This window comes from Arthrobacter sp. PAMC 25486 (assembly GCF_000785535.1).
Lineage (GTDB): Bacteria > Actinomycetota > Actinomycetes > Actinomycetales > Micrococcaceae > Specibacter.
The window spans coordinates 1,998,615-2,019,759 of record NZ_CP007595.1 but is presented as its reverse complement, the minus strand read 5'-3'; the positions used below and the strand labels follow the sequence as shown (position 1 = coordinate 2,019,759).

16 protein-coding genes are annotated in these 21,145 nt (G+C 60.6%); 7 read left to right on the top strand and 9 right to left on the bottom strand.

Annotation, left to right across the window (positions count from 1 at the left end; all coding sequences use genetic code 11):
* Positions 1-15 precede the first annotated feature (15 nt).
* Together art_RS09240 and art_RS09235 are read left to right on the top strand one after the other, a co-directional pair.
* Positions 16-1,233, top strand: coding sequence for a pyridoxal phosphate-dependent aminotransferase (locus art_RS09240; protein WP_038464325.1), 1,218 nt, complete (start codon positions 16-18; stop codon positions 1,231-1,233).
* Between the two features lie 14 nt (positions 1,234-1,247).
* Positions 1,248-2,102 carry a phosphate--nucleotide phosphotransferase gene (locus art_RS09235; RefSeq protein ID WP_038464322.1) on the top strand — a complete coding sequence of 285 codons (855 nt, stop codon included), beginning with the start codon at positions 1,248-1,250 and terminating at the stop codon, positions 2,100-2,102.
* Positions 2,103-2,174: 72 nt separating this feature from the next.
* On the opposite strand, the gene art_RS09230 is transcribed toward art_RS09235, so the two are convergent.
* The 3 genes from art_RS09230 to xseA form a co-directional block, all read right to left on the bottom strand.
* On the bottom strand, positions 2,175-3,026 hold the full coding sequence (locus tag art_RS09230; RefSeq protein ID WP_038464319.1) for a PHB depolymerase family esterase: 852 nt from the start codon (positions 3,024-3,026) through the stop codon (positions 2,175-2,177).
* A gap of 12 nt (positions 3,027-3,038) precedes the next feature.
* Positions 3,039-3,272, bottom strand: a complete 234-nt coding sequence (locus tag art_RS09225) for an exodeoxyribonuclease VII small subunit (protein ID WP_038464316.1) — start codon at positions 3,270-3,272, stop codon at positions 3,039-3,041.
* 69 nt (positions 3,273-3,341) lie between these two features.
* On the bottom strand, positions 3,342-4,598 hold the full coding sequence (gene xseA, locus art_RS09220) for an exodeoxyribonuclease VII large subunit (RefSeq protein WP_253901536.1): 1,257 nt from the start codon (positions 4,596-4,598) through the stop codon (positions 3,342-3,344).
* 133 nt (positions 4,599-4,731) lie between these two features.
* Here xseA and art_RS09215 point away from each other — a divergent pair, with 133 nt between their 5' ends.
* Complete coding sequence (locus art_RS09215; protein ID WP_157875224.1) at positions 4,732-5,565, top strand: hypothetical protein; 834 nt, start codon at positions 4,732-4,734, stop codon at positions 5,563-5,565.
* Positions 5,566-5,575: 10 nt separating this feature from the next.
* A complete protein-coding gene (locus art_RS09210) occupies positions 5,576-6,655 on the top strand; it encodes a 4-hydroxy-3-methylbut-2-enyl diphosphate reductase (RefSeq protein ID WP_052136178.1) in 1,080 nt (359 codons plus the stop codon).
* Between the two features lie 449 nt (positions 6,656-7,104).
* Here art_RS09210 and art_RS09205 read toward each other — a convergent pair whose 3' ends face one another.
* A complete protein-coding gene (locus tag art_RS09205; protein WP_038464310.1) occupies positions 7,105-8,298 on the bottom strand; it encodes a DNA recombination protein RmuC in 1,194 nt (397 codons plus the stop codon).
* A gap of 94 nt (positions 8,299-8,392) precedes the next feature.
* Between art_RS09205 and ychF the strand changes: the two genes are divergently transcribed.
* Complete coding sequence (gene ychF, locus art_RS09200; RefSeq protein WP_038464307.1) at positions 8,393-9,478, top strand: redox-regulated ATPase YchF; 1,086 nt, start codon at positions 8,393-8,395, stop codon at positions 9,476-9,478.
* Positions 9,479-9,922: 444 nt separating this feature from the next.
* Entirely contained in the window at positions 9,923-10,411 is a 489-nt protein-coding gene (locus art_RS23315) for an HXXEE domain-containing protein (RefSeq protein ID WP_052136176.1), read from the top strand.
* A gap of 1,032 nt (positions 10,412-11,443) precedes the next feature.
* Here art_RS23315 and art_RS09190 read toward each other — a convergent pair.
* The 3 genes from art_RS09190 to art_RS09180 all read right to left on the bottom strand — a co-directional run bounded on the left by art_RS09190 (position 11,444) and on the right by art_RS09180 (position 16,114).
* The gene (locus art_RS09190; protein WP_038464304.1) at positions 11,444-13,396 is read right to left on the bottom strand and encodes a putative transposase; all 1,953 of its coding nucleotides are present in this window, start codon (positions 13,394-13,396) and stop codon (positions 11,444-11,446) included.
* A 44-nt stretch (positions 13,397-13,440) separates the two neighbouring features.
* Positions 13,441-15,708 carry a putative transposase gene (locus art_RS09185; protein WP_157875223.1) on the bottom strand — a complete coding sequence of 756 codons (2,268 nt, stop codon included), beginning with the start codon at positions 15,706-15,708 and terminating at the stop codon, positions 13,441-13,443.
* A 103-nt stretch (positions 15,709-15,811) separates the two neighbouring features.
* Entirely contained in the window at positions 15,812-16,114 is a 303-nt protein-coding gene (locus tag art_RS09180) for a hypothetical protein (RefSeq protein ID WP_157875222.1), read from the bottom strand.
* A 171-nt stretch (positions 16,115-16,285) separates the two neighbouring features.
* Between art_RS09180 and art_RS09175 the strand changes: the two genes are divergently transcribed.
* On the top strand, positions 16,286-17,104 hold the full coding sequence (locus art_RS09175; RefSeq protein WP_367643775.1) for an Abi family protein: 819 nt from the start codon (positions 16,286-16,288) through the stop codon (positions 17,102-17,104).
* Positions 17,105-17,432: 328 nt separating this feature from the next.
* Here the strand turns inward: art_RS09175 and art_RS20985 are convergent, their stop codons facing one another.
* Entirely contained in the window at positions 17,433-19,019 is a 1,587-nt protein-coding gene (locus tag art_RS20985) for an exonuclease domain-containing protein (RefSeq protein ID WP_052136174.1), read from the bottom strand.
* A 1,406-nt stretch (positions 19,020-20,425) separates the two neighbouring features.
* Positions 20,426-21,109: a FadR/GntR family transcriptional regulator gene (locus art_RS09165; RefSeq protein WP_253901533.1), complete on the bottom strand. Its 684-nt coding sequence runs from the start codon at positions 21,107-21,109 to the stop codon at positions 20,426-20,428.
* Positions 21,110-21,145 lie beyond the last annotated feature (36 nt).

Genomic DNA, 21,145 nt, shown 5'->3' with positions numbered 1-21,145 from the left:
TGCCATATTGGGTAAATGGCAGAAATTACCCAGTCCACCAAGCTTCACAACGTTCTCTACGACATCCGCGGCCCCCTGCTGCAACGTGCGCAGCAGATGGAGTCTGAGGGGCACAGAATCCTCAAGCTCAACATTGGCAATCCTGCGACCTTTGGTTTTGAAGCTCCGGATGCCATTTTGGTGGACATGATCCGCCACCTCCCGCATGCCCAGGGCTACACGGATTCACGCGGCATCTTCTCCGCCCGCACAGCAGTAGTGCAGTACTACCAAACGCGCGGCATCCAGAACATCCACGTGGATGACGTGTATCTGGGCAACGGTGTCAGCGAATTGATCACCCTGTCCCTGATGGCGTTGCTGAACAATGGCGACGAGGTGCTCATTCCCGCACCGGACTACCCGCTGTGGACGGCATCCGTCAGCCTCGCAGGAGGCCGGCCGGTGCACTACATCTGCGATGAGGACAGCGACTGGTGGCCGGACCTGGAGGATCTGGAAGCCAAGATCACGCCGAAGACCAAGGGCATGGTGATCATCAACCCGAACAACCCCACAGGTGCCGTTTATCCTACGCACGTCATCCAGGCCATGGTGGACCTAGCACGCAAGCACAACCTCGTGGTCTTCTCCGATGAGATCTACGAGAAGATTCTGTACGACGGCACCGAATTCACCAACACTGCTGCGTTCACCGGTGACGACGTGCTGTGCATGACATTCAGCGGACTATCCAAGGCCTACCGGATTTGTGGCTACCGTGCGGGCTGGCTGGCCATTTCAGGACCGAAGGCCGAAGCCGCCGACTACATAGAGGGCATCAACCTCCTGGCCAACATGCGACTCTGCGCCAATGCACCGGGGCAGCACGCCATCCAAACCGCGCTTGGCGGACACCAGAGCATTGAAGACCTGATCCTGCCCGGTGGCCGCCTGCGTGAACAGCGCGACATCGCCTACCGGCTCCTGAACGAGATCCCGGGCGTCAGCACAAACCAGGCCCAAGGCGCCCTGTACCTGTTCCCCAAGTTGGATCCTGAGGCGTACCCGATCAAGAGTGATGAGAAATTTGCCCTTGACCTGTTGGAATCACAAAAGATACTGATTTCACACGGCACAGCCTTCAACTGGATTCGACCGGACCACTTCCGTCTTGTCACTTTGCCCAACGTCAAGGACTTGGAAGAGGCCATCGGCCGCATTGCGGAGTTCCTGAGTACATACAAACCCTAGGGAAAGGCTTCACCATGTCATTGCCCATTGGATTCACCGACCACCCGGCCGATCTGCTGCGTGTTGGCCAGGGTTTCTCCCTGGCCGCCGCGCCCACTGATGCCGCCCCCGGCTACTCAGGCAAGAAGATCGACGGCGCCGAGACCTTGGCTGAGCGGGCACCGGTGCTTGCACAGCTGCAGGAGCAGCTTTTTGCCGAGAGCCGGTTTGGCGGGCAAAAGTCAGTGTTGTTGGTGCTGCAGGCCATGGATACCGCAGGCAAGGGCGGGGTCGTGGGCCGTGTGGTGGGTGCTGTGGATCCCCAAGGCGTGAAGTTGAAGTCTTTCAAGTCCCCGACCGAGGAAGAAAAAGCGCATGATTTCCTGTGGCGGGTGCGCCCCGCAGCGCCGGAGCCGGGCATGTTTGGCGTCTTTGACAGGTCGCACTACGAGGATGTGCTGATCCACCGGGTCCATGGCTGGGCTGATGAGCAGGAGCTGGAGCGGCGATATGCGGCGATCAACGACTATGAACAGGAGCTCGTTGACTCCGGCACCACCATCGTCAAGGTCATGTTGAACATCAGCCAGGACGAACAGCTTGAACGGTTGTCTGCCCGGTTGCACGACCCCACGAAATACTGGAAGTACAGCCCCACAGACCTGGACGAGCGCCAATACTGGCCGGCGTACATGGACGCCTATCAGCGGGTTTTCGAGAAAACCAGCACCGAGCACGCGCCGTGGCATGTGGTTCCGGCAGACAAGAAATGGTACGCCCGCATGGCGGTGCAGGAACTGCTTATCAAGGAGCTGGGCGGTCTGAACCTGCAATGGCCTGCCGGTGACTTTGACGTTGCCGCGGAAAGGGCCCGCCTCAAGGACGCCTGACCTCATTCCAGTAGCCCGCAGAAAACGACGAAAATACGTGTTTTGAGCGTTATTTTCGCTGTCTTCTGCGGGCTAGTTGCTTGATTCGCCGAGCGGCCAATGGAGCACGGGGAAAAACTCTGCCAGGGCTTCGACAATGCTGATGTCCTGGGTTGTCCTGCCTGCAAGGAAAATGGCCTTGCGGTGCCGGTTGGGCACCACGTGCCCGCCGCCGGCCACCGTGTACAGCCGAACCGGGGCCCGTCCTTCCTGTTCGAAGGAGGTGGCCGTGACGGAGGTCCGCCCGCTTTCGCGCCGGTGCGGCAGGACCTTGTGTGACGGTGCCGAGGTGATGTTGTTGCGTGTAGCAAAATATTGGGCGGTTTCCGGGGCTGAGGGTCCCCTTTTCCTGCCAATGAAACGGCCAAACCAGCCTTCGCCGCCATACGGCACCACGAGGTCGTGCGTTCCGTGGACAAGCATCACCGGTAACGGCAGCCGCTGGTCGGCGAAGGCCAAGCCTGGCCGGGGGAGGGTGGCGCCGATGATGGCAGCGCCATCGAATTTATCGGGGATTTCATGGATCAGCCGGATGAGCAGTTGGCCGCCGTTGGAGAATCCGGCAATGATGACGGGCACGGGGCCGTGGAGCGTGCGGAAAAGATCAGCGAGGGCTGCCATGACGGCAACATCGTCCGCGGCGCGGGGCGCCGCACTGTTGTGGTTCCACAGCTTGTTCACACCCTCGGGGTAGACCACAACAGTCGGGCCGTGGAGTGCCAGCAGGTCGAAGCTGTTGCCGCTGTAGGACCGCACCGCCTGCCCCGTTTGGCTTGAGCCGTGCAGCACCATCAGCACGGCGGACGGGGGCACGCCCTCCGGCAGCTCGGGGTTCAGCAGCAGGAAGGACCGCAGCCGGCCACCAACCCTGATCTGCTGTTCCATGAGGCCGCCCGGCTATGCCGGGCCGGACCCTTCGCTGGTGGACCGGGCGGCGTCCAGACGGGCCTTGGCACCCTCGAGCCATTCTTCGCAGCGCTTGGCCAGGGCCTCGCCGCGTTCCCATAGGGAAAGGGAGTCTTCCAGGCTTGAACTGCCAGCCTCCAGCTGGTTGACCACGTTCATCAATTGTTCGCGGGCCTGTTCGTAGCTCAGTGCTGCGATGTCTGCGGGAGTCTCTGTCTGGCTCATGGTGTTTCCTTTGCTGCTGTGGCGGCGCGCGGTGCGCCGGGATGAACGGGATGAAAAGACGGCTGGGTGTTAGTTTCCTGTGGCGGTGAAGTCGCCGGCGGCGACCCGGATCCGCAACGCTGCTCCGCTGTTGACCTGTTCGGGGTCCCGTACAATGCTGCGGTCTTCAAGCTGAACCACGGCGTAACCTCTGTCAAGGGTTTTTTGCGGCGACAGCGCCCTCACCTGGGCACGGAGGTGGGCCAACTGGTCGAGGTGCCGCCCCACCTGGGTGCGCACGGCGGTCCTGGCGCGCCCGCCCAAGGAGGCAACGTCGTCGTACTTGCTGGTGAGCATCAAATGGGGGGTGGCCATCACCGGGCGGGAACGCAGAAAGCTGAGCCGTTCGAATTCACGGTCCAGGAGGTCCTCAATGCGGCGGTTGAGCTGCGCCCGGGCCTGACTGATGCGGCGCAGCTCCTCACTGACGTCGGGAACAATCCGCTTGGCGGCGTCGGTGGGCGTTGACGCGCGAAGGTCGGCCACCTCATCCAGCAGCGGACGGTCGGCCTCGTGCCCGATGGCACTGACCACGGGAGTCTGGGCGGCGGCAACGGCGCGGATGAGTGATTCGTGGCTGAACGGCAGCAGGTCCTCCAGGGAGCCGCCGCCGCGGGCGATGACGATCACGTCGACGGCGGGATCGGCGTCAAGCTCGGCCAGCGCGCCAATGACGGCGGTGACGGCGTTGACGCCCTGCACGGGGACCTCGCGGACCTCAAATTCGACGGCGGGCCAGCGCAGTGCGGCGTTTTGCAGCACATCCTTCATGGCATCCGAGTTGCGGCCCGTGATCAGCCCAATCCGGTGCGGCAGCAGGGGCAGCTGTTTCTTCCGGCGCGGATCGAAGAGTCCCTCGGCGGCCAGGGCCTGGCGCAGTTGTTCGATCCGGGCCAGCAAATCGCCCAGGCCAACGGGGCGAATATCCTGCCCCTGCATGGACAGGCGGCCCGTCTTGAGCCAAAAATCCGGCTTCAACTGGGCAACCACCCGCGAACCACGCTCCAGCGGCGCCTCCAGCCGGCTCAACACCGAGCCCCAGATGGTCACGCTCAAGGACACCTCGGCGTCAACGTCACGCAGCGTTAAATAGCTGACGTTGGCGCGCTTGTTGAGTTCGATCACCTGGGCCTCCACCCAGGCGGGCGGAGCCTTCTCGATGTGGGCCTTGAGTTTCTGGCTGAGCAACTGCAACGGCCAGGGGTTGTCGGGGGAGGTTTCTGCCGCCGTGGCTGCAATAACCTTGCGCTCCGGTGTTTCCGCCATTGTCAGATCGCCGTCCTTCATTTTGGTGATTCGCTGTGCCGGACCACCTTGAAATAACTCTATCCGCAGGCACTGACACTGGCGCACCGTCATCCACAGGCATGCACTAGTGTGAGGAACCATTGTTCGTAAATTTGTCGATTTGGGATGGTTCATGCGCACTACCTTGTCTGCGCTGCTGGTTATTTTATCCTTGCTCGTGGCCGCCGTGGCTGGTCCCGCACTGTGGCTGCAGCGCAACGTCGCCGACCAGGCAGGCTTTGTGGCCCTGGCCGGACCGTTGGGCAGCAACAAGGAATTCCAGGAGGGCCTCACGGCGATGCTGGTCGCGCAGTCGACCGCATCGTTGAACCTGCCACCGCAACTCAACGAACTGGCCGGTGCTGTCATCAACTCTGCCACCCGGAACCTGTACACCGATCCCGGCTATGCGGCTGCCTGGACGCAAACCCTGCAGCGTAGCCACCAGCTCACCTTTGACGCGGCCGGGAACACGGAAATCGAAGGCGATGTGCTGCTGGACATCGCGCCTCTGCTGGGCCTGATTGCCGCCAATGTGGGCGCCGACCTCGGCATCAACCTGCCCGTGCCGCCGGATGCCGTGGTCAGTGTTGAACAGCCGAAAGTTGCCTCGCTGTTGCCCATGGTGACCATGCTGGGAGGGTGGAGCGGCTGGCTTGTGTTCATCGCCGTGGCCCTTCTGGTGTTAAGTGTCATCGTGGCACGACGGCGGGGCCTTACCCTTGTGCTCGCAGGCGTGGGACTCGCCGCCGTCGCGCTTGTGTGGCTGTTGGCGTCAAGTTTTGTGCAGACCGTGCTGGCAGGTCTGGCTGTGGGGCCGGAGGTGGCCCAGCAGGTGGGCGTCGAGCTGGGGACGCTGGCGCGGGCGAGTTGGCGTGGCGGCATCAATGCCACCTTCGGCATCGCCGCTGTTGTGGCGGTGGCTGGTGTTGCAACTCTCGTGGTGAAGCGCAGACGCACCACGTAGGATGGTGGCTATGAGCACCACTGCTGTTTCCTTGTCCATGCCCACCGTTCCGCGCCGTCGCAAATCACCCGAAGAGGTGGCTGCAGCAGCCCCGGTGACCGGGGAAAAGCGGGTCCTGCTCGCCGCACCGCGCGGCTATTGTGCAGGCGTTGACCGGGCGGTCATCGCGGTGGAAAAGGCCCTTGAACACCACGGCGCACCCGTTTATGTGCGCAAGCAGATTGTGCACAACGTCCATGTGGTGTCCTCGCTGGAAGCCCGCGGTGCCATCTTCGTGGAAGAAAACGAGGAAGTTCCCGAAGGCGCATTGGTAGTCTTCTCAGCCCACGGCGTCTCACCGGCAGTCGTCCAGTCCGCAGCGGACCGCGGCCTGCGCACCATCGACGCCACCTGCCCCCTCGTGACCAAGGTGCACAAGGAGGCTGTGCGTTTTTCCAAGGAAAACAAACACATCCTGCTGATTGGCCACGAAGGCCACGAGGAAGTGGAAGGTACATACGGGGAAGCGCCCGAAAGCACCACCATTGTGAACAACCCTGCCGAGGCGCGCACCGTCCAGGTTGAGGATCCGGAGAACCTGATCTGGCTGTCCCAGACCACGCTTTCCGTCGATGAAGCCATGGAGATTGTGGAAATCCTGCGCGGGCGGTTCCCCAAGCTGCAGGACCCGCCCAGTGATGACATTTGTTATGCCACCACCAACCGCCAAGGTGCCGTCAAGGAGATCGCCCCTCAAGCAGACTTGGTGATCGTGGTGGGCTCTGCCAACTCCTCCAACTCGGTGCGACTGGTGGAAGTTGCCCTTGAATACGGGGCAAAAGCCTCCTATCGCGTTGATTTTTCCCACGAAATTGACGAGACCTGGTTTGAAGGCGTGGCCAGCGTGGGCGTTACCAGCGGAGCGTCGGTGCCGGAGGTTCTAGTCAAGGACGTGCTGATGCTTTTGGCCGACTACGGCTACGCATCCGTGGAGGAAGTGGTCACCGCCAAGGAAGACATCTTGTTCTCCCTGCCAAAGGAACTTCGCGCCACCATGAAGGCCGCCGGCGATCCCGACTACAAGGGCGTCAAGAGCTCCAACCTGCTTTGACCGTCAGTCGAAGCCGGATACTGGGGCCTGCATGTCTCAGGCGCCATCCGCACAACTGACAGCGGCCACTGCCTTCGCCACGCACGCCGTCGAAAATGCTTGATGCCGCCGAAATATTGGCGACGTCCAGCAATAACGACGGCGTGATCGGCTCACCTGACATGTCCGAGGATCACTTCCATCCGCGGGCAGCTCCGGCTGCCGAGAGTGGGGTAAACCCGCAGGTTTCTGGACGCGTCTAGTCGAGAATGGTGGAAATTCGCGAGAAGGGCGGGACTTTGACGGCTTCTGACGAGTTTTCACCATTCTCGGTGAAAACAGGTTGCCTGATATGCGGTTTGGGGTCACTCTCGGAGAAACACGGGCTCTCAGGCGCAAGTGTCCGCCACGAACGCGGAAAGGCTCTACGAATGAGCGAGGGGCGGACGTGGGGCGGACGTGGGGATTAACTAACTGGCCGCGTCAAACTCCGGTGCCGTGAGCGTGCGCGGTGTGACTTCCACTTGGGCGGGGGACTCCAATGTTTTGGGGTCCAGCGCGTTGAGCTTGCGTGCCGTGGGCAGGACTCTGGCCTCGAGTGTTCCCACCAGCTTGTTGTACCGGTCGACGCTGGTTTTCAAGGACACCCCCACAGCCGAGACGGCCTCGCCCATGGTGCCGAGGCGGGTGTAGAGCTGGGCTGAGAGTTCAAAGAGTTCCTTGGCGCTTTCCGTCAGGACATCTTGGCGCCAGCTAAAGGCGACAGATTTCAAAATGGCCATGAGCGAGATGGGGGACGCCAGCACCACGTTCTTGCTCATCGCGTAATCCAGAAGGTCCGGATCTGTCATGAGGGCTGAGGACAGAATGGACTCCACTGGCACAAAACAAATCACCAGCTCGGGCGAGTTCAGCGCCGAGGTCCAGTACTGCTTGCCGGCAAGGGCATCAATGTGGGCCTTGACCGCCTTGGCGTGGCGGGCTAAATGGTGGGCTGCGGCACTCTCTGTTGTGCCGCCGTCGTGCATGGACTCAGCGTCATGAGCATTGAGGAAAGCCGTCAGGGGAACCTTGGCATCCAGCACCAGCTCCTTCCCGCCGGGGAGACGGACAACCATGTCGGGGCGGTGGATTCCATCATCGGTGACGGCGTGGACCTGCTCATTGAAATCGACGTGGGACAGCATACCGGCAGCCTCCACCACACGGCGCAGCTGGACCTCGCCCCACCTGCCGCGGGCACTGTTTGAGCGCAGCGCCGAGGCGAGCGAGGATGTGGTGGCCAGCAACTTGGCATCCGCATCCTTGGCTTCACGCAGCTGTTCGGCGAGCTGGCCGTACTGCTCCACGCGGTCGCGCTCCAAGAAGGACACCTGGCGCTGGACGGCATTGAGTTTCTCAGCCACCGGCCCCAACGCAGCCAAGACATTTGAGTCCGAGCCCTGCTGTGCCGCCAGCGCATGGTTTTGCGAGCTGAGCAGCCGGCGCTCGGCATCCGCGGCGGCGAATTCCGCGTTCAGGGCGGAAGCCCGCTCATGGGCCGCGTCAGCTTCCTCATACGCTCCGCGCAACCTGCCCAGCAGCACCCACGCCGCCGCAGCTGCACCGAGGACAAGCCCTACGACCAACATTAAAATTGCTACAAGCCACCCGAATTCGTTCATGAAACCACCTTCCCATGAGGCTCTGACATTCTAGGATTCGGAGCAAAAGGGGCGAACAAGCATAAACCCCCGCCAAACGGTAGAATCACTTACCGTGGCTCTTACTATTGGCATCGTCGGACTGCCCAACGTCGGCAAATCAACCCTTTTCAACGCACTGACACGCAACAACGTGCTCGCAGCGAACTACCCGTTCGCCACGATCGAGCCCAACGTTGGTGTTGTCAGCCTGCCCGATCCCCGTTTGGCACAGCTGGCCAAGATCTTTGGATCCCAGCGCCTGCTGCCTGCCGTGGTGTCCTTCGTGGACATTGCAGGCATCGTCAAGGGTGCCTCGGAAGGTGAAGGCCTGGGCAACAAGTTCCTGGCCAACATCCGCGAGGCCGAGGCGATCGCCCAGGTCATCCGCGTGTTTGACGACCCCGATGTGGTGCACGTTGACGGCAAGGTTGATCCCCGCTCCGACATGGAGACCATCAACACCGAGCTGATCCTGGCCGACATGCAGACCATTGAAAAGGCCATCCCGCGTGTTGAAAAGGCCGTCAAGCTCAAGCAGCGAGAGGCCGCAGAACTGAACGCCATGCTGGCTGCCCAGAAGGTCCTTGAGCGCGGCGACACCATTTTCTCCTCCATCAAGAGTGACAAGCTGGAGATGGAGCACCTGCAGGAGCTCGGCCTGCTCACCGCCAAGCCGTTCATCTACGTGTTCAACGTTGACGACGCCGTTCTCGGCAACCCTGAGCGCCAAGCCGAGCTGCGGGAACTGGTGGCCCCGGCCGACGCGATCTTCCTTGACGCCAAGTTGGAGTCCGACCTCGTTGAGTTGGACGAGGACGAGGCCCGCGAAATGCTGGAGATGAGCGGCCAGGAAGAGTCTGGCTTGGACCAGCTGGCGCGTGTCGGCTTCCACACCCTGGGCTTGCAGACCTATTTGACGGCCGGCCCGAAGGAAACTCGCGCCTGGACCATTCACCGGGGCGACACCGCCCCGCAGGCTGCCGGCGTCATCCATACCGACTTCCAGCGCGGTTTCATCAAGGCCGAAGTTGTCCACTTCGATGACCTCATGGAGGCCGGTTCCATGCACGAGGCGAAGGCCAAGGGCAAGGTGCGCATTGAAGGCAAGGAATACGTCATGCACGACGGCGACGTGGTGGAATTTAGATTTAATGTTTAGAATCGCTTCGGTCTAGGCCGTAAGAAATGCCCGGAATGCTTTGGTATTCCGGGCATTTCTGTACCTGATGTCAAGACGTCCATGGCGAATGTACAAGCAGCGCTGGGGATAAGGGATCGTCCTGGAATCTGGACTGATGGCCACCGGAGGTCTTTGCCGTTCGGGAGCGACCGCGCGGATTGCGCAATAGCTTCTCGTTCTGTGAAGCCCGAGGCATTCAGATGTCTGGCAGTAGGAAACGGCGTCGCTGGAAACCGCACGCCGCGAGGGGTTGGTTTGTGCGACTAGATGGTCGAATTGAGATTCAATGTGTTATTGAGTTCCCGTTCAACGTCTTGGTGACCCGTGCTGAATAGCCGCGCTTGTTATGAAACGATGTATGTGAACACACGCGTCTACCGGCAAATTCAGTCCCAGCTGGACGCGCGAAGGGAGCGCTGATTTGTGAGTTGGAAGGGTCCGATTGCCCTTTTTACGGCATGGTTTATCCACGACATTGAGGAAGCATTCGCGTTCCCTGCAACCAGCGATCGACTCGTCGACCGCACGGGTATAAAACAGCTCAGGATCACGCCTCACCAGTCATGGATGGCTGTTGCTCTGATGGGGACCCTCGTAGCGGCGGCTTGTGGCCGTGGCGTGCGTACGGGCGGCAAGTCGAAAATGTATCGGGCCGTTGCCGCCGGACTGGAAGCCCACGTCGCGTCTCACCTAATCGCTTCGATTGCACAGCGTGGATACACCGCGGGTGTTGCTTCGGCACTGCCGGTGATGTTGCCCGGGGCGCTCGTCGCGCGTCGCGAACTTTACCGGGATGGCGTCAGCTTGCAGTTCCGTGACACGGTCAACGGAGTTGCTATGCTCCTCCCTGCCGCGCTGGTGTGCCATGTGGTCGCACGCTTGGTCCGTAGAGCTCCTACTGCCAGGAACTGACCGTAACGGCAAGGTGACCGTCCAACGTGAGCCGGGTATGTGCGGCGACGTGGTTGAATTCCGTTTCTATGTGTAATTAAATTCTGATCTAACGTCTCGGCCCACGAAACCATCTGTGCAACCTTGATCCGTCGTTCGGTGCTCGTAACCATAGTCGTCCGGTGATCCTATTGTTAGTCTCAGAACATGATCCAGAACGTTCATCAGCGATACGTCCGTGCGAGCGCTGAATCGGTCGGAGACTTGCTGGACTCCTTGTCGACTAAGCATGACCGGTTGTGGCCCCGTGGACAATGGCCGTCGATGAGACTGGACAGACCGCTTGGTATCGGCGCATCTGGAGGGCACGGGCCTGTGCGCTATGTGGTGGATGCGTATGAGCCAGGGCGATCCGTAAGCTTCCAATTCACTGGCCCATCGGGGTTTCATGGCTATCACGCATTTACTGTTTCGGAGACTGCGGATGAGGCAACTGTGTTGCTCACGCATGAATTGATGATGACCGTCACGGGGCCGGCGAGGGTGACTTGGCCTCTCTTCTTTCGGCCGCTCCATGACGCTCTCATCGAGGAGAGCTTTGACCGAGCTGAATCCGAGGTAGGTAATCCGCCGGAGGTTCCTGCAAAGCGCCCGCTATGGACGAGGACCCTTCGGTTGGTGACGTCATTGCCGAGAACGGGCCCATCCGCATGATCCATGCCGAACACAGGTTCGGGCCCGACATTCGATGGTCCCAGCTGTCGCGAATAAGACGTCCTGGATAGCGTGCTGGTGGGACGATTGGGAGGGACGCGGTCGGCGACCTGGGGTTGCGATCACGAGTGGCCTGGGTAGAGGTTGGTATGTGCAGGAATGCGGTGGAGTTTAGATTCAATGTGTAGTTGAGCTCTGATCCGATGCTTGGCCGTCCCACTGGCGGCCGCTAGTGATATACTCAACCCACTACATCCCCCACGCCTCTCCACGATGCGCACTTGGGGGATTTTTCTATCTCCAGGACTCCGGTCATGGTGAGGTAATTGCTGTGGGTCGTTAGGCGTTGTTCTTGATTTTGTAGCTCAGGATGAGCGCGGTGCCGGGGTAGCGAGTTTCAGCGCTGTTCAGGTGCTCGCAGAGCTGGGCAGCGGCCGCTGTTTTGGCCTTGGTGGGCAGCGGGTCCAGGCTGATGGTCAGGACGCCGGGCTTGGTGGTGTCGATGTCGCCGGGCTGGTTGAAGATCTGACGCATGAGAGCGTGGGCTTCCTGGCTGGCACGCCGGTAGCCGGTGTTGGTGCGGATCTCCCTGGCGATGGTCATCGCGGTGTTGTAGGCGGCCATGCGGATGCCGGTATGGATCAGTTTCACCTCGGTATCCAGGACCTGCTGGCCCGGGTTCAACTCCCCGAGACGGAGTTTTGCAGGGATGGCTTTGTGGGCCTTCTCCGCCGCGATCAATGCGTTTTCGGCTTCCCAGAGCGGTGCCATGGCCTGGTTGTGCATGTCACTGGTGACCGTGACGGCCAGTTCCGTGGAGCCTTCTGCCGGGGTTTTCAGCGCCATCAGGTTCGTCTCGGCGATCGCAGCGGCCTCGGTGTGGGCATTGCGGGCGGCGACGACTTTTTGGTAGGCCTTGGCCTTGGCAGGGTTCGGCACCATCCGTTCCTCATTGTCACCGGTGCTGGTGTAGGAATCGTGGGAGTCGAGCTCGAAGTGCATGCGGGCGTAGCGGAACTGGTTCTCCTGCCGCCACCTGTTCCCCATTCGATACACGACCTCCCCGGCACTCATGGTCGTATCGGTGGTGAGGATGTGGATTTGCCTCGTCCCGCTGCCGGTGGTGCCCACGATCCGGCTGATCTGCCGGATCTCAAAGACCTCCCCGCTGGTCTTGGTCGTTGCCAGGGGCAGGTCAACGAGCGTGTCAGCAATCGACCAGGTCCTCTCTTCACCGTGCTCCTCGGTGAAGGTGGCCTCCTTGAAGAGATCTTCGGTGATGTCGTTGGTGGTGCCTTTGCGCCAGGTAAGCACATCAAAACCAGCCGCATGCATGTGCTTGAACAACGCCGGTGACCAGCCACCCCTATCGAAGCCGACCAACACGCGCCGGTCATCCCCAACAGCAGCACGGAGTTCGGGCAGGAGGTCGCGCAGTTCGGCGGCCAGGGACGCACCGGGTGCGGCCATGACGACGAAGACGGGGGCACCATTAGCGTCGGTGACCCAGGTTTCCTCGGTCGCCGGGACCGGGAACTTCAACCTCGTGGAGTAGAGTTTCCCGATCTTCTTCGTGCCTTGGTAGGCGCGCACATGCCCGTCAACATAGAGGATCGCGGCCAGGTCCTCCCCACCAGGGCCGGTGCCGGCCAGGAGGTGTTTGGCCAGGGCGGCGATCAATTCCCCGGCTTTGCCCGTTTCGGCCAGCTGGATGATCCGGAGGCGGATCGTTTTCACTTCCGGGGACCGATCCAACCCCAACACCCGCCCGAGCTCCACCGGGTCAAAGCGGGTGGCTCCCTCGGCCCGGGCTTCCCCGGCCAACGCCCGCAACACGGCATCGACCAGGACGGTTTCGAGGCCGTAAAACCCATTCGGCAGCGCCGAATACACGGCTTTGGCGCTGCTGAGCAGGCCCGTGGCTTCCAGTGCCGGGAACGCCAGGAACAGTCCGGCATGGCGAACACGGGTGGCCGGGGCGAACGCCGGTGCCGCGCATTCAAGGAGCCCGGCCCGTGCCGCTGCCCGCTCCCCGTTACGGGCCACCGGGGCCGGCAGCACAGGCTGTTCCGCTGCTTCAAGGGGTGCTACAGAATCGTGGGTAGATTCAGTTGCCGGGGTTTCTGTCGTGGTGGCCATGGCGCGACGGACCGTATCGGTGGAAACCCCGGTCGCTTCGGCGGTGGCCCGCAGGCTCGCGCCGCCGGCACGAACAGCRSGAATCTCTACTGCCTTGGCTTCCGTGAGCAGGGATGGGCGTTTGGGTCCCTTCTTCACCGGTGCCAAGCCCATCAGGCCAGTGCTTTCGAGGGACTCAGGACTCCTGACATCACGATTTAATTGATAAGAGCCGGGGTCTTGGTTTTGATGGCGTATTTGAGGATCAGGTTGCTGCCGGGGTAGCGGGTTTCGGCGGCGGTCAGGTGGTTGCAGAGTTCGGCGGCGGCCGCAGTTTTCGCTGTGGTCGGTAGCGGGTCCAAGGTGATGGTCAGGTATCCGGGCTCGGTGGTGTTGATGTCGCCACTCTGATGGAACATCTGGCGCATGAGGGCGTGGGCTTCCTGGTTCGCGCGACGGTAGCCGGTGTTGGTGCGGATCTCCCGGGCGATCGTCATCGCGGTGTTGTAGGCGGCCATCCGGATGCCGGTGTGGATCATCTTCACCTCGGTATCCAGGACTTGCTGGCCGGGGTTCAGGTCGCCGAGGCGGATCTTCGCCGGGATTCCCTGATGAATCTTTTCAGCAGCAGCCAAGGCATTTTCTGCTTCCCATACTGGTGCCATGACGTGGTTGTGCATGGCGCTGGTCACCGTGACTTCATCCGTGCCCTGGGCCGGGGTTTTCAGGGCCAGCAGGTTCAGATCGGCCACGGCTGCTGCTTCTGCGTGGTGGCGCCGGGCGGCAACAACTTTTTGGTAGGCGCGGGCCTTCGCTGGTTCCGGCACCATCCGGTCCTCGTTGTCATCGCTTGAACGGTAGGAGTCATGGGAGTCGAGCTCGAAGTGCATGCGGGCGTAGCGGAACTGGTTTTCCTGCCGCCACCTGTTCCCCATCCGATACACGACCTCCCCGGCAGGAAGGTCTTTGTCTGTGGTCAGGATATGGATTTGCCGGGTGCCGCCACCGGTGGTGGCCACGATGCGGCTGATCTGGCGGATGTTGAACACTTCCCCAGTTTTCTTGGTGGTGTTCAGGGGCAGGTCAACGAGCGTGTCAGCGACCGACCAGGACCGTGTCTGGCCGTGTTCATCGGTATGGGTGACCTCTTTGAAGAGGTCTTCCTTGATGTCTTCGGTGGTGCCTTTGTGCCAGGTCAGCACATCAAAACCAGCCGCATCCATGTGTTTGAACAGTGCCGGTGACCAGCCGCCACGGTCAAAACCAACCAGCACCCGGCGGTCGTCCCCGACAGTTGTGCGCAGTTCCGGCAGCAGGTCGCGTAGTTCGGCGGCCAGGGACGCACCCGGTGCGGCCATGACAACGAACACGGGGGCGCCGTTCGCGTCGGTGACCCAGGTTTCCTCGGTCGCCGGGACCGGGAACTTCAACCTCGTGGAGTAGAGCCGCCCGATCTTTTTCGTGCCCTGATAGGCGCGCACATGCCCGTCAACGTAGAGGATCGCTGCCAGGTCCTCACCACCAGGACCGGTGCCGGCCAGATGGTGTTTGGCCAAGGCGGCGATCATTTCCTGGGCCTTGCCGCTCTCGGCGAGTTGGCCGATCCGACGGCGGATGGTTTTCACTTCAGGTGCCCGATCCAAACCCAACACCCGCCCCAGCTCTTCCGGGTCAAAACGGGTGGAGCCCTCTGCACGGGCTTCCCCAGCCAATGCCCGCAGCACACTATCGATCAGGACGGTTTCGAGGCCGTAGAACCCATTCGGCAACGCCCCGTAAACCTCCTTCGCGCAGGCGAGCAGGCCGGTGGTTTCCAGGGCGGGGAACGCCAGAAACAGCCCGGCGTGACGGATATGTGCGGCCGGGGCAAACACCGGAGCAGCGCACTCGAGCATGCTGGCAGCGGCTCGCTCGGCCGTGCGGGGTGCCGAGGCCGGCAAGATCGGTAGTTCCCGCTGTTGCGCAACAGCGGGTGCTGGTTCTAGGGGCTCAGGGTTACCCGCGGCGGCTATGTCCGCAGCGTCAGTAGTGGCTTGTTCCGCAGCGATTTTCAGGGCCCGGCGGACGCTGAACTCAGAGACGCCTACCGCGTTGCCGACGGCCTGCTGGGACAGGCCCGTGCTGCGCAGTTCCACGATCCGGGTGATGACAGCGCCGGTGAGTAGGGAAGCTTTCTTTGGCCCCTTCTTTTCCGGCACTAAAGCGATGATGCCGCCATCAGCCAGCAACTGCTTCCATAACCACACCGTTGACGGGGTGACATCAAAGACGGCGGCGATCTCACCGACTCCGGCGGCCTTCATCGCCGCTAGTTTCACCGCTGCCCAGCGGCGGCCGGCTTCGTCCCCCGCGTCCCAGGAAAACGAAGTTTGGCCGTGAAGAAAAACCGTGCCACCACCATCGGCGTCCCTCACCAGTTCCCCGGCCAGACCCAGCGGCACAGCATCCAGAACCATCGCCACAGGAAGAGGAGGTTGAGCAGTCATAACACTCATCATTTCACCCTTCCAAGAGACACTGTTTCTTGGATCTATTATATCGAAGAGTGGGCAAAATTAACAGGCTTTCACCAAGGGAAATCCCGAAAAATCAACGAACTCGCAAACCCGTCACCCGAGCGTGTCCGGAGTCCTGGGACTTGCGCCAGCGCCGCAACGACTCCGTGTTGACGCCGAAAGCTGCGGCGACGTCGTTGACCTGGGCGGCACCGGTATCGACCAGTTGGGAGGCCGCCAGCCGGCGAAGCCCGTCCTGGCCCGCACCCCACACATAGGCCAGCTGCCCGTTGATGAAGACTTTGCCACCAGTGGCGTTTTCCAGCAGGGCCGCACGCTCGCCCATGAGCACAGCGCCGAGGTCCGGCAGTACGGGAAGGGCGGTTTGGGTAGTCATTGAAACCATTGTTTCACCCACCCACGCAGGAAATCATCACGCCTTTATTATCTCACAGTGGGCATGGAATTAACAGCCCGAGCCGTAGTAAGAACCGCGGCAATTCAACAAACTACGAAAGTCGCATCCTCACCATGTCCGGAGTCCTGATCTCGGGTCAGGGGAACGCAAATGCCTCGAATGCCGCGGCCTCGTGGCACTCTCCGCTATGACAAGCCGCCACTGAATCTTGGCGAACTCGCCGGACGCCTAGCCGCGCGCGGTCTGGAAATCCCAGACATGGAGCGTGCGAGAAGATACCTACGGCACATCGGGTACTACCGACTTTCGCCGTACATGATCCCTTTCCAGATCGGCCGGCCTGATCACGTGTTCCGTGATGGAACGACGTTCGACGACGTGCTGGGTCTCTATGTATTCGATCGGGCGCTGCGGCTGCTGGTGATGGATGCGTTAGAACGGGTTGAGGTTGCGGTACGCGCGGCGCTCACAGACCATATGTCGACGACCTACGGGGATTCGCACTGGTATCTTGACGCATCACACTTCCGCGACCGAAGTAAGCACGACAGACTGCTCAGGATCATCCGCGAGACCTCTGATGCACGCCTCACTGGGCAGCCTGAATCCGAGGATGGTTCACTCAATCATCGATCGGCGTTGGAACACTACCTGACGACTTATAGATCTCCCGAACTACCGCCGTCCTGGCTCATGGTGGAGACGCTCACACTCGGTCAACTGGACAACATGATCACCAACTTAAGCCGAAGGTCGGACAAGACCGCAGTCGCCACTAGCATTGGCCTGACTGCGCCAGTGATGGAGTCTTGGCTACGGACTTATGTTAGGGTGCGAAACGTTTGTGCGCACCATGGGCGACTGTGGAACGTCGGCCTCGGTGTGTACCCGGTGATCCCGACGTCGCCCAAAGTTTCGTGGCTCGCGATTTCCAAGGCTCTTCCCGATCGGTCTAGGAAGCGTCTGTAGCCGGTTCTTGTATCGCTCCAGTCCGTGCTCGACACAGTGTCGCCGCGCAGCAGTTGGGCGCGGAGGCTTCACGAACTCGTAAGCGATCGACCTCAGATGAACCGCTCAGGGATGGGCATCCCTGAGTCTTGGGCGGACGATCCGTTCTGGAGTCGACACTTCGTCTGACGCACTACCGCAGATGCTCGTCAGCGACGGAACGTGGTGGAATCTAGATTCAATGTGTAGTGGAATTGTATTTTGTGCCGAGTGCGCCAGTGCTCGACGAGGATAGTTAAGGTCGAAGTGCGCGGCCCCTCGATGCAAGTCCGACTGTGAGTCGGAGCAATTAGTTTCGGGGCTGGCAGGTACATCCGAAACCAATGTCTCCGAGTCTCTGGGCGCTGATCTTCCCACAGCGACGGCACTTCGTGAGGTGCGGATCGTCGCTTAATGACGGTGCGGTGAGTGCTCCAAGGTAGTCGAATCCGTGTCCGTCGACGTATGTTTTGGTTTCCTCGAAGGTCGCTGGAGTGAGCTCAGCCCAATCTCCCCTTGCTTTTTTGGCCCACTTGCGCCAGTAGCAGGCACGGCAGGTCGGCTCGCTCCAGCCGTTCTTCTCCAGCGTGTAATTAAAGCGGTAATGCGCTTGCACCGCACAGTTCATGCACTCTGTCAGCTGCCAGTCGTCGGGATGCGTAAAGGATTCCAGCGGGCGGAGCCCGCCGATGCGTTGAATGTCTTCGATGTGGACCGCGCACCAAGTCGGCTTCTTCCGAGTTTTGAACGCGGCTACAGTCTCGCAGTCCTCGACCGAGCAGGCTTGATCGGTGGGGACCGGAGTCCTGCGCAGTGGTTTCGGGGCCCTCGCTGGCTTTGGTTGCTCCGGTGGCTGTCGCATGGTCGACAGAGCGCTTCGTCCGCGCTTCGGAGCGGAAATCGCAGGGTGCGGCTCCGCCTCCGCGGTCTGCCGGCAGCTATCGTCGAGAAGGACCTCAGCGCTGTCGAGGCGGTTGCCGTCGAGGCAGCGGAGAAAGTCATCCTCCGTCATCACCTCAATCTTCTGACCCTTGTCCTGCAATTCGAACGCCTTTCGCGTCTTGCCCGTGAGGTCCGATCCCGGGCGCAGCGCAGCAGGGTTGATATCTCCAACTACCAGGACGTTGGTTCGTTTCGTAGTGTTCTCCTCGGGGATCGCGCCGACTTTGGCGCATTCCTGCCGGGCTACATCCCGCGTCATTGACATGAGTGCCCCCGTGAAGACCACAACGCGACCGTGTAGGTAACCACTCGGGTCGGCGTCCGCGTTGACTTCGATGGGGGTGAATCCGCGGTCGCCAGCGCCGTTCGCGACGCAGCCGCGGTAGATGCCGCTGCCCACGCGCCCGAGGCGGACACCCACGGCCGCAGCGAGGCTAGCGACGTCGGTGACTTCCCGCTGCGTTGCGAGCCTTGCGACGATCTCGACCACAGCGTTCGCGTCCGCTAGGGCGTCGTGGTGGTTTTCCAACTCGAAGCCCAGTGACGCGGCCACAAAAGGCAATCGATAGGTCGGGAGCGCCAGGGTTCGACGGGCCATGACGAGGCTGCAAAGGAAGCGCATTTCGGGCCACTCGATGTTGTCCACCTCGCAGGCGTAGCGGATGACTCCGATGTCGAAGCCTGCGTTGTGGGCCACAGCCACGTCGTCACCGATGAAGTTGACGATCTGCGGCAGCACATCCTTCCAGCGAGGAGCGTTGGTCACCATCCCAGCAGTGATCCCGTGAATCGCTGTGTTCCAGGCGTCGAACCAATCAGCGCCTTCCGGCGGGCGGATCAGCCAGTGCTGCTTGTCTACTGCCCGTCCGTCACGGACTCTTACAAGCCCGACCGAACATGGAGAACCACGAAACGAGTTAGCCGTTTCAAAATCGACTGCAGTGAAATCGAGCATGGGACCTACTCCTAGAGAATTTCAACCATATGCGTCGTACACTACGGTACTGGTCGGACCGGCTCCGCACTGGACTTGGTCAGATATTCGTCTCTATGGCTTCGGCGAGACGTTTCTCTGTGCGGCGACGTCGTTGAATTTAGGTTCAACGTCTAGTTTCGTTCGAACAGCTTGTGAAATGCCCGGGATGCGTCATGCATCTCGGGCATTTTTGATTTGATGGGATTTTGGCTAGATCAAGCCGTTGCAGCGAGCTAGAACCCGGATCGTAGGGCCTGGCTGCTTGGAGTCGCGACGTTGACATGTAATGGCGATATGAGGCGTGACTGGTAGTCGCTCCAGAACAAATTGCTGAAAGCGTTTCGCGAGTAACTAATTTTAGTTCTAGAAGCCTAAATTTTTACTCATTTGATTTAAGACGTGCCTCGTCCAACCGCTATCGTCAACGAAGGCGCGTAGTCGCTCTTCGCATCCATCAGCAAGGGACTTTCGGTGGGATGTCCACGCGATGAAATCGCGCACGATCATGTGGTGAGACTCCGACACTTTAGGACTGTAATCAAGGCTACTTCCAGGCGAAGCCCAGCCGAGCTGGGCCACTGACGTCACTGTTGTCAATAGTGCTGCACCTATCAAGGCTAGGTCACCGTAGGTCACATCTGTTCCTCCTGAGACTTGATCGAGGAGTGTGGGGGAGCGGCTCATTTAGTTGGCTCATTTTCTCAGTATGCATCTAGCAGATTGACGAACGGAAGCATGATGGAAGACTGTTCCAACTGATCGCTGCCAAGTCGTTTGACGTAAAGCGCTCGTTGTAACGTCCTTCACTCGGCAGTCTGAACGCAAAATCTCGGGACACTCGATGTTCGAACCCTGCACCTGTGGGGTATGAAACGATCGATTCCTTCTCATGAATATAGTTTGGAGATGCCCTGCGGAGCCTCCACTGATTTGCGCTCGAAGTTGGGTGAGGTCGTCGGCAATATGCGGATCCGAAAACGGATGGCGTTCAGCATCAGATCGTGAGAATGAAAATCATTCGGTACCTTGTGGCAACATGCGGAGCGTGTCTGACTTGCCATCAATGCTCATCGAATTGACGGTAATCGTCAACACAGGTTGCTACGTACCGGAATGCGGTGGAGTTTCGCTTCAACGTCTAGAAATTCTACGAAGAATGCTCCTCGGGTCCGTGGCCTGAGGAGCATTTTTATCCCTGGCGAAGTGATGCGGCCGCATTTGTAAGCTGGCAAATCGGCCCTACGCGAAATCTGACGTCTGTTGCTATAACCATTTCAAACGATATGGCTCCGGCATGGTGAATCAAGTTCGAACCCTTTGAGAGGCTACCGGCCTGAGCCAGGTAGAGCTTGCCCGACGGTCCGGCTTGTACCCCAAGTTCCTGTCTATGCGAGGCTATCCCGCAGCGATAGCAGGTGAGTGCGACTACGCTGAGCAGCCGTGACGGAGTCTCGATCGAAGATCGCGTCGGCGAGCCCCCCGTGAAGCTCTTGGTCCTCCGCGTGCCCAAATCTCTTGCGGGTGCGCAACATCTCGATCATTGCCTCGCGAAGTCGGGGGGTGAAGCTATCGAACAGATCTAGCAGTACTGGATTGTGTGCCGCGGCCACGATCGTGCGGTGGAACGCGGTATCTGTATCGACGTGACTCTCAATTTCATCGCGGCCTTCGGCGCGTTTAGTGAGGGCGCGGCGGATCGCACGGACATCCGCCGGGGTCCGACGTGCGGCGGCGAGCGAGGCGGCTTCTGTTTCGATGGCGATGCGTGCCTCGATGACCGAGGTGATGTCGGTGCTCCGCAGGATGATATCCCAGTCTTCCGCGACGTCCAGTGCCATGATGAATACACCCGAGCCCTGCCGGGATGCCACTACTCCGCGCCCTGCCAGCTGGCGAATGGCCTCACGCAGCGTGGATCGTCCGATGCCGAGCTGGGGAGCAAGCGTGGTCTCGCCCGGGAGCTTTTCGCCCAGAGCCCATTCGCCCGAACGGATGCGTTCGAGTAAGAGATCCGCTGCTTGATCCGCCAGCGGAGTTCGAGTCACTTGTGCCACGTAATTGCCTTCCAACTCATCAGCTTGTCTGAGGAGTTGTGTTACAGTCTA

Excerpts from the sequence above, each read along its gene's own strand:
- art_RS09240 (WP_038464325.1), top strand. The coding sequence starts at position 16 with ATGGCAGAAATTACCCAGTCCACCAAGCTTCACAACGTTCTCTACGAC.
- art_RS09235 (WP_038464322.1), top strand. The coding sequence starts at position 1,248 with ATGTCATTGCCCATTGGATTCACCGACCACCCGGCCGATCTGCTGCGT.
- art_RS09230 (WP_038464319.1), bottom strand. The coding sequence starts at position 3,026 with ATGGAACAGCAGATCAGGGTTGGTGGCCGGCTGCGGTCCTTCCTGCTG.
- art_RS09225 (WP_038464316.1), bottom strand. The coding sequence starts at position 3,272 with ATGAGCCAGACAGAGACTCCCGCAGACATCGCAGCACTGAGCTACGAA.
- xseA (WP_253901536.1), bottom strand. The coding sequence starts at position 4,598 with ATGAAGGACGGCGATCTGACAATGGCGGAAACACCGGAGCGCAAGGTT.
- art_RS09215 (WP_157875224.1), top strand. The coding sequence starts at position 4,732 with ATGCGCACTACCTTGTCTGCGCTGCTGGTTATTTTATCCTTGCTCGTG.
- art_RS09210 (WP_052136178.1), top strand. The coding sequence starts at position 5,576 with ATGAGCACCACTGCTGTTTCCTTGTCCATGCCCACCGTTCCGCGCCGT.
- art_RS09205 (WP_038464310.1), bottom strand. The coding sequence starts at position 8,298 with ATGAACGAATTCGGGTGGCTTGTAGCAATTTTAATGTTGGTCGTAGGG.
- art_RS09185 (WP_157875223.1), bottom strand. The coding sequence starts at position 15,708 with ATGACTGCTCAACCTCCTCTTCCTGTGGCGATGGTTCTGGATGCTGTG.
- art_RS09180 (WP_157875222.1), bottom strand. The coding sequence starts at position 16,114 with ATGACTACCCAAACCGCCCTTCCCGTACTGCCGGACCTCGGCGCTGTG.
- art_RS09175 (WP_367643775.1), top strand. The coding sequence starts at position 16,286 with ATGCCTCGAATGCCGCGGCCTCGTGGCACTCTCCGCTATGACAAGCCG.
- art_RS20985 (WP_052136174.1), bottom strand. The coding sequence starts at position 19,019 with ATGCTCGATTTCACTGCAGTCGATTTTGAAACGGCTAACTCGTTTCGT.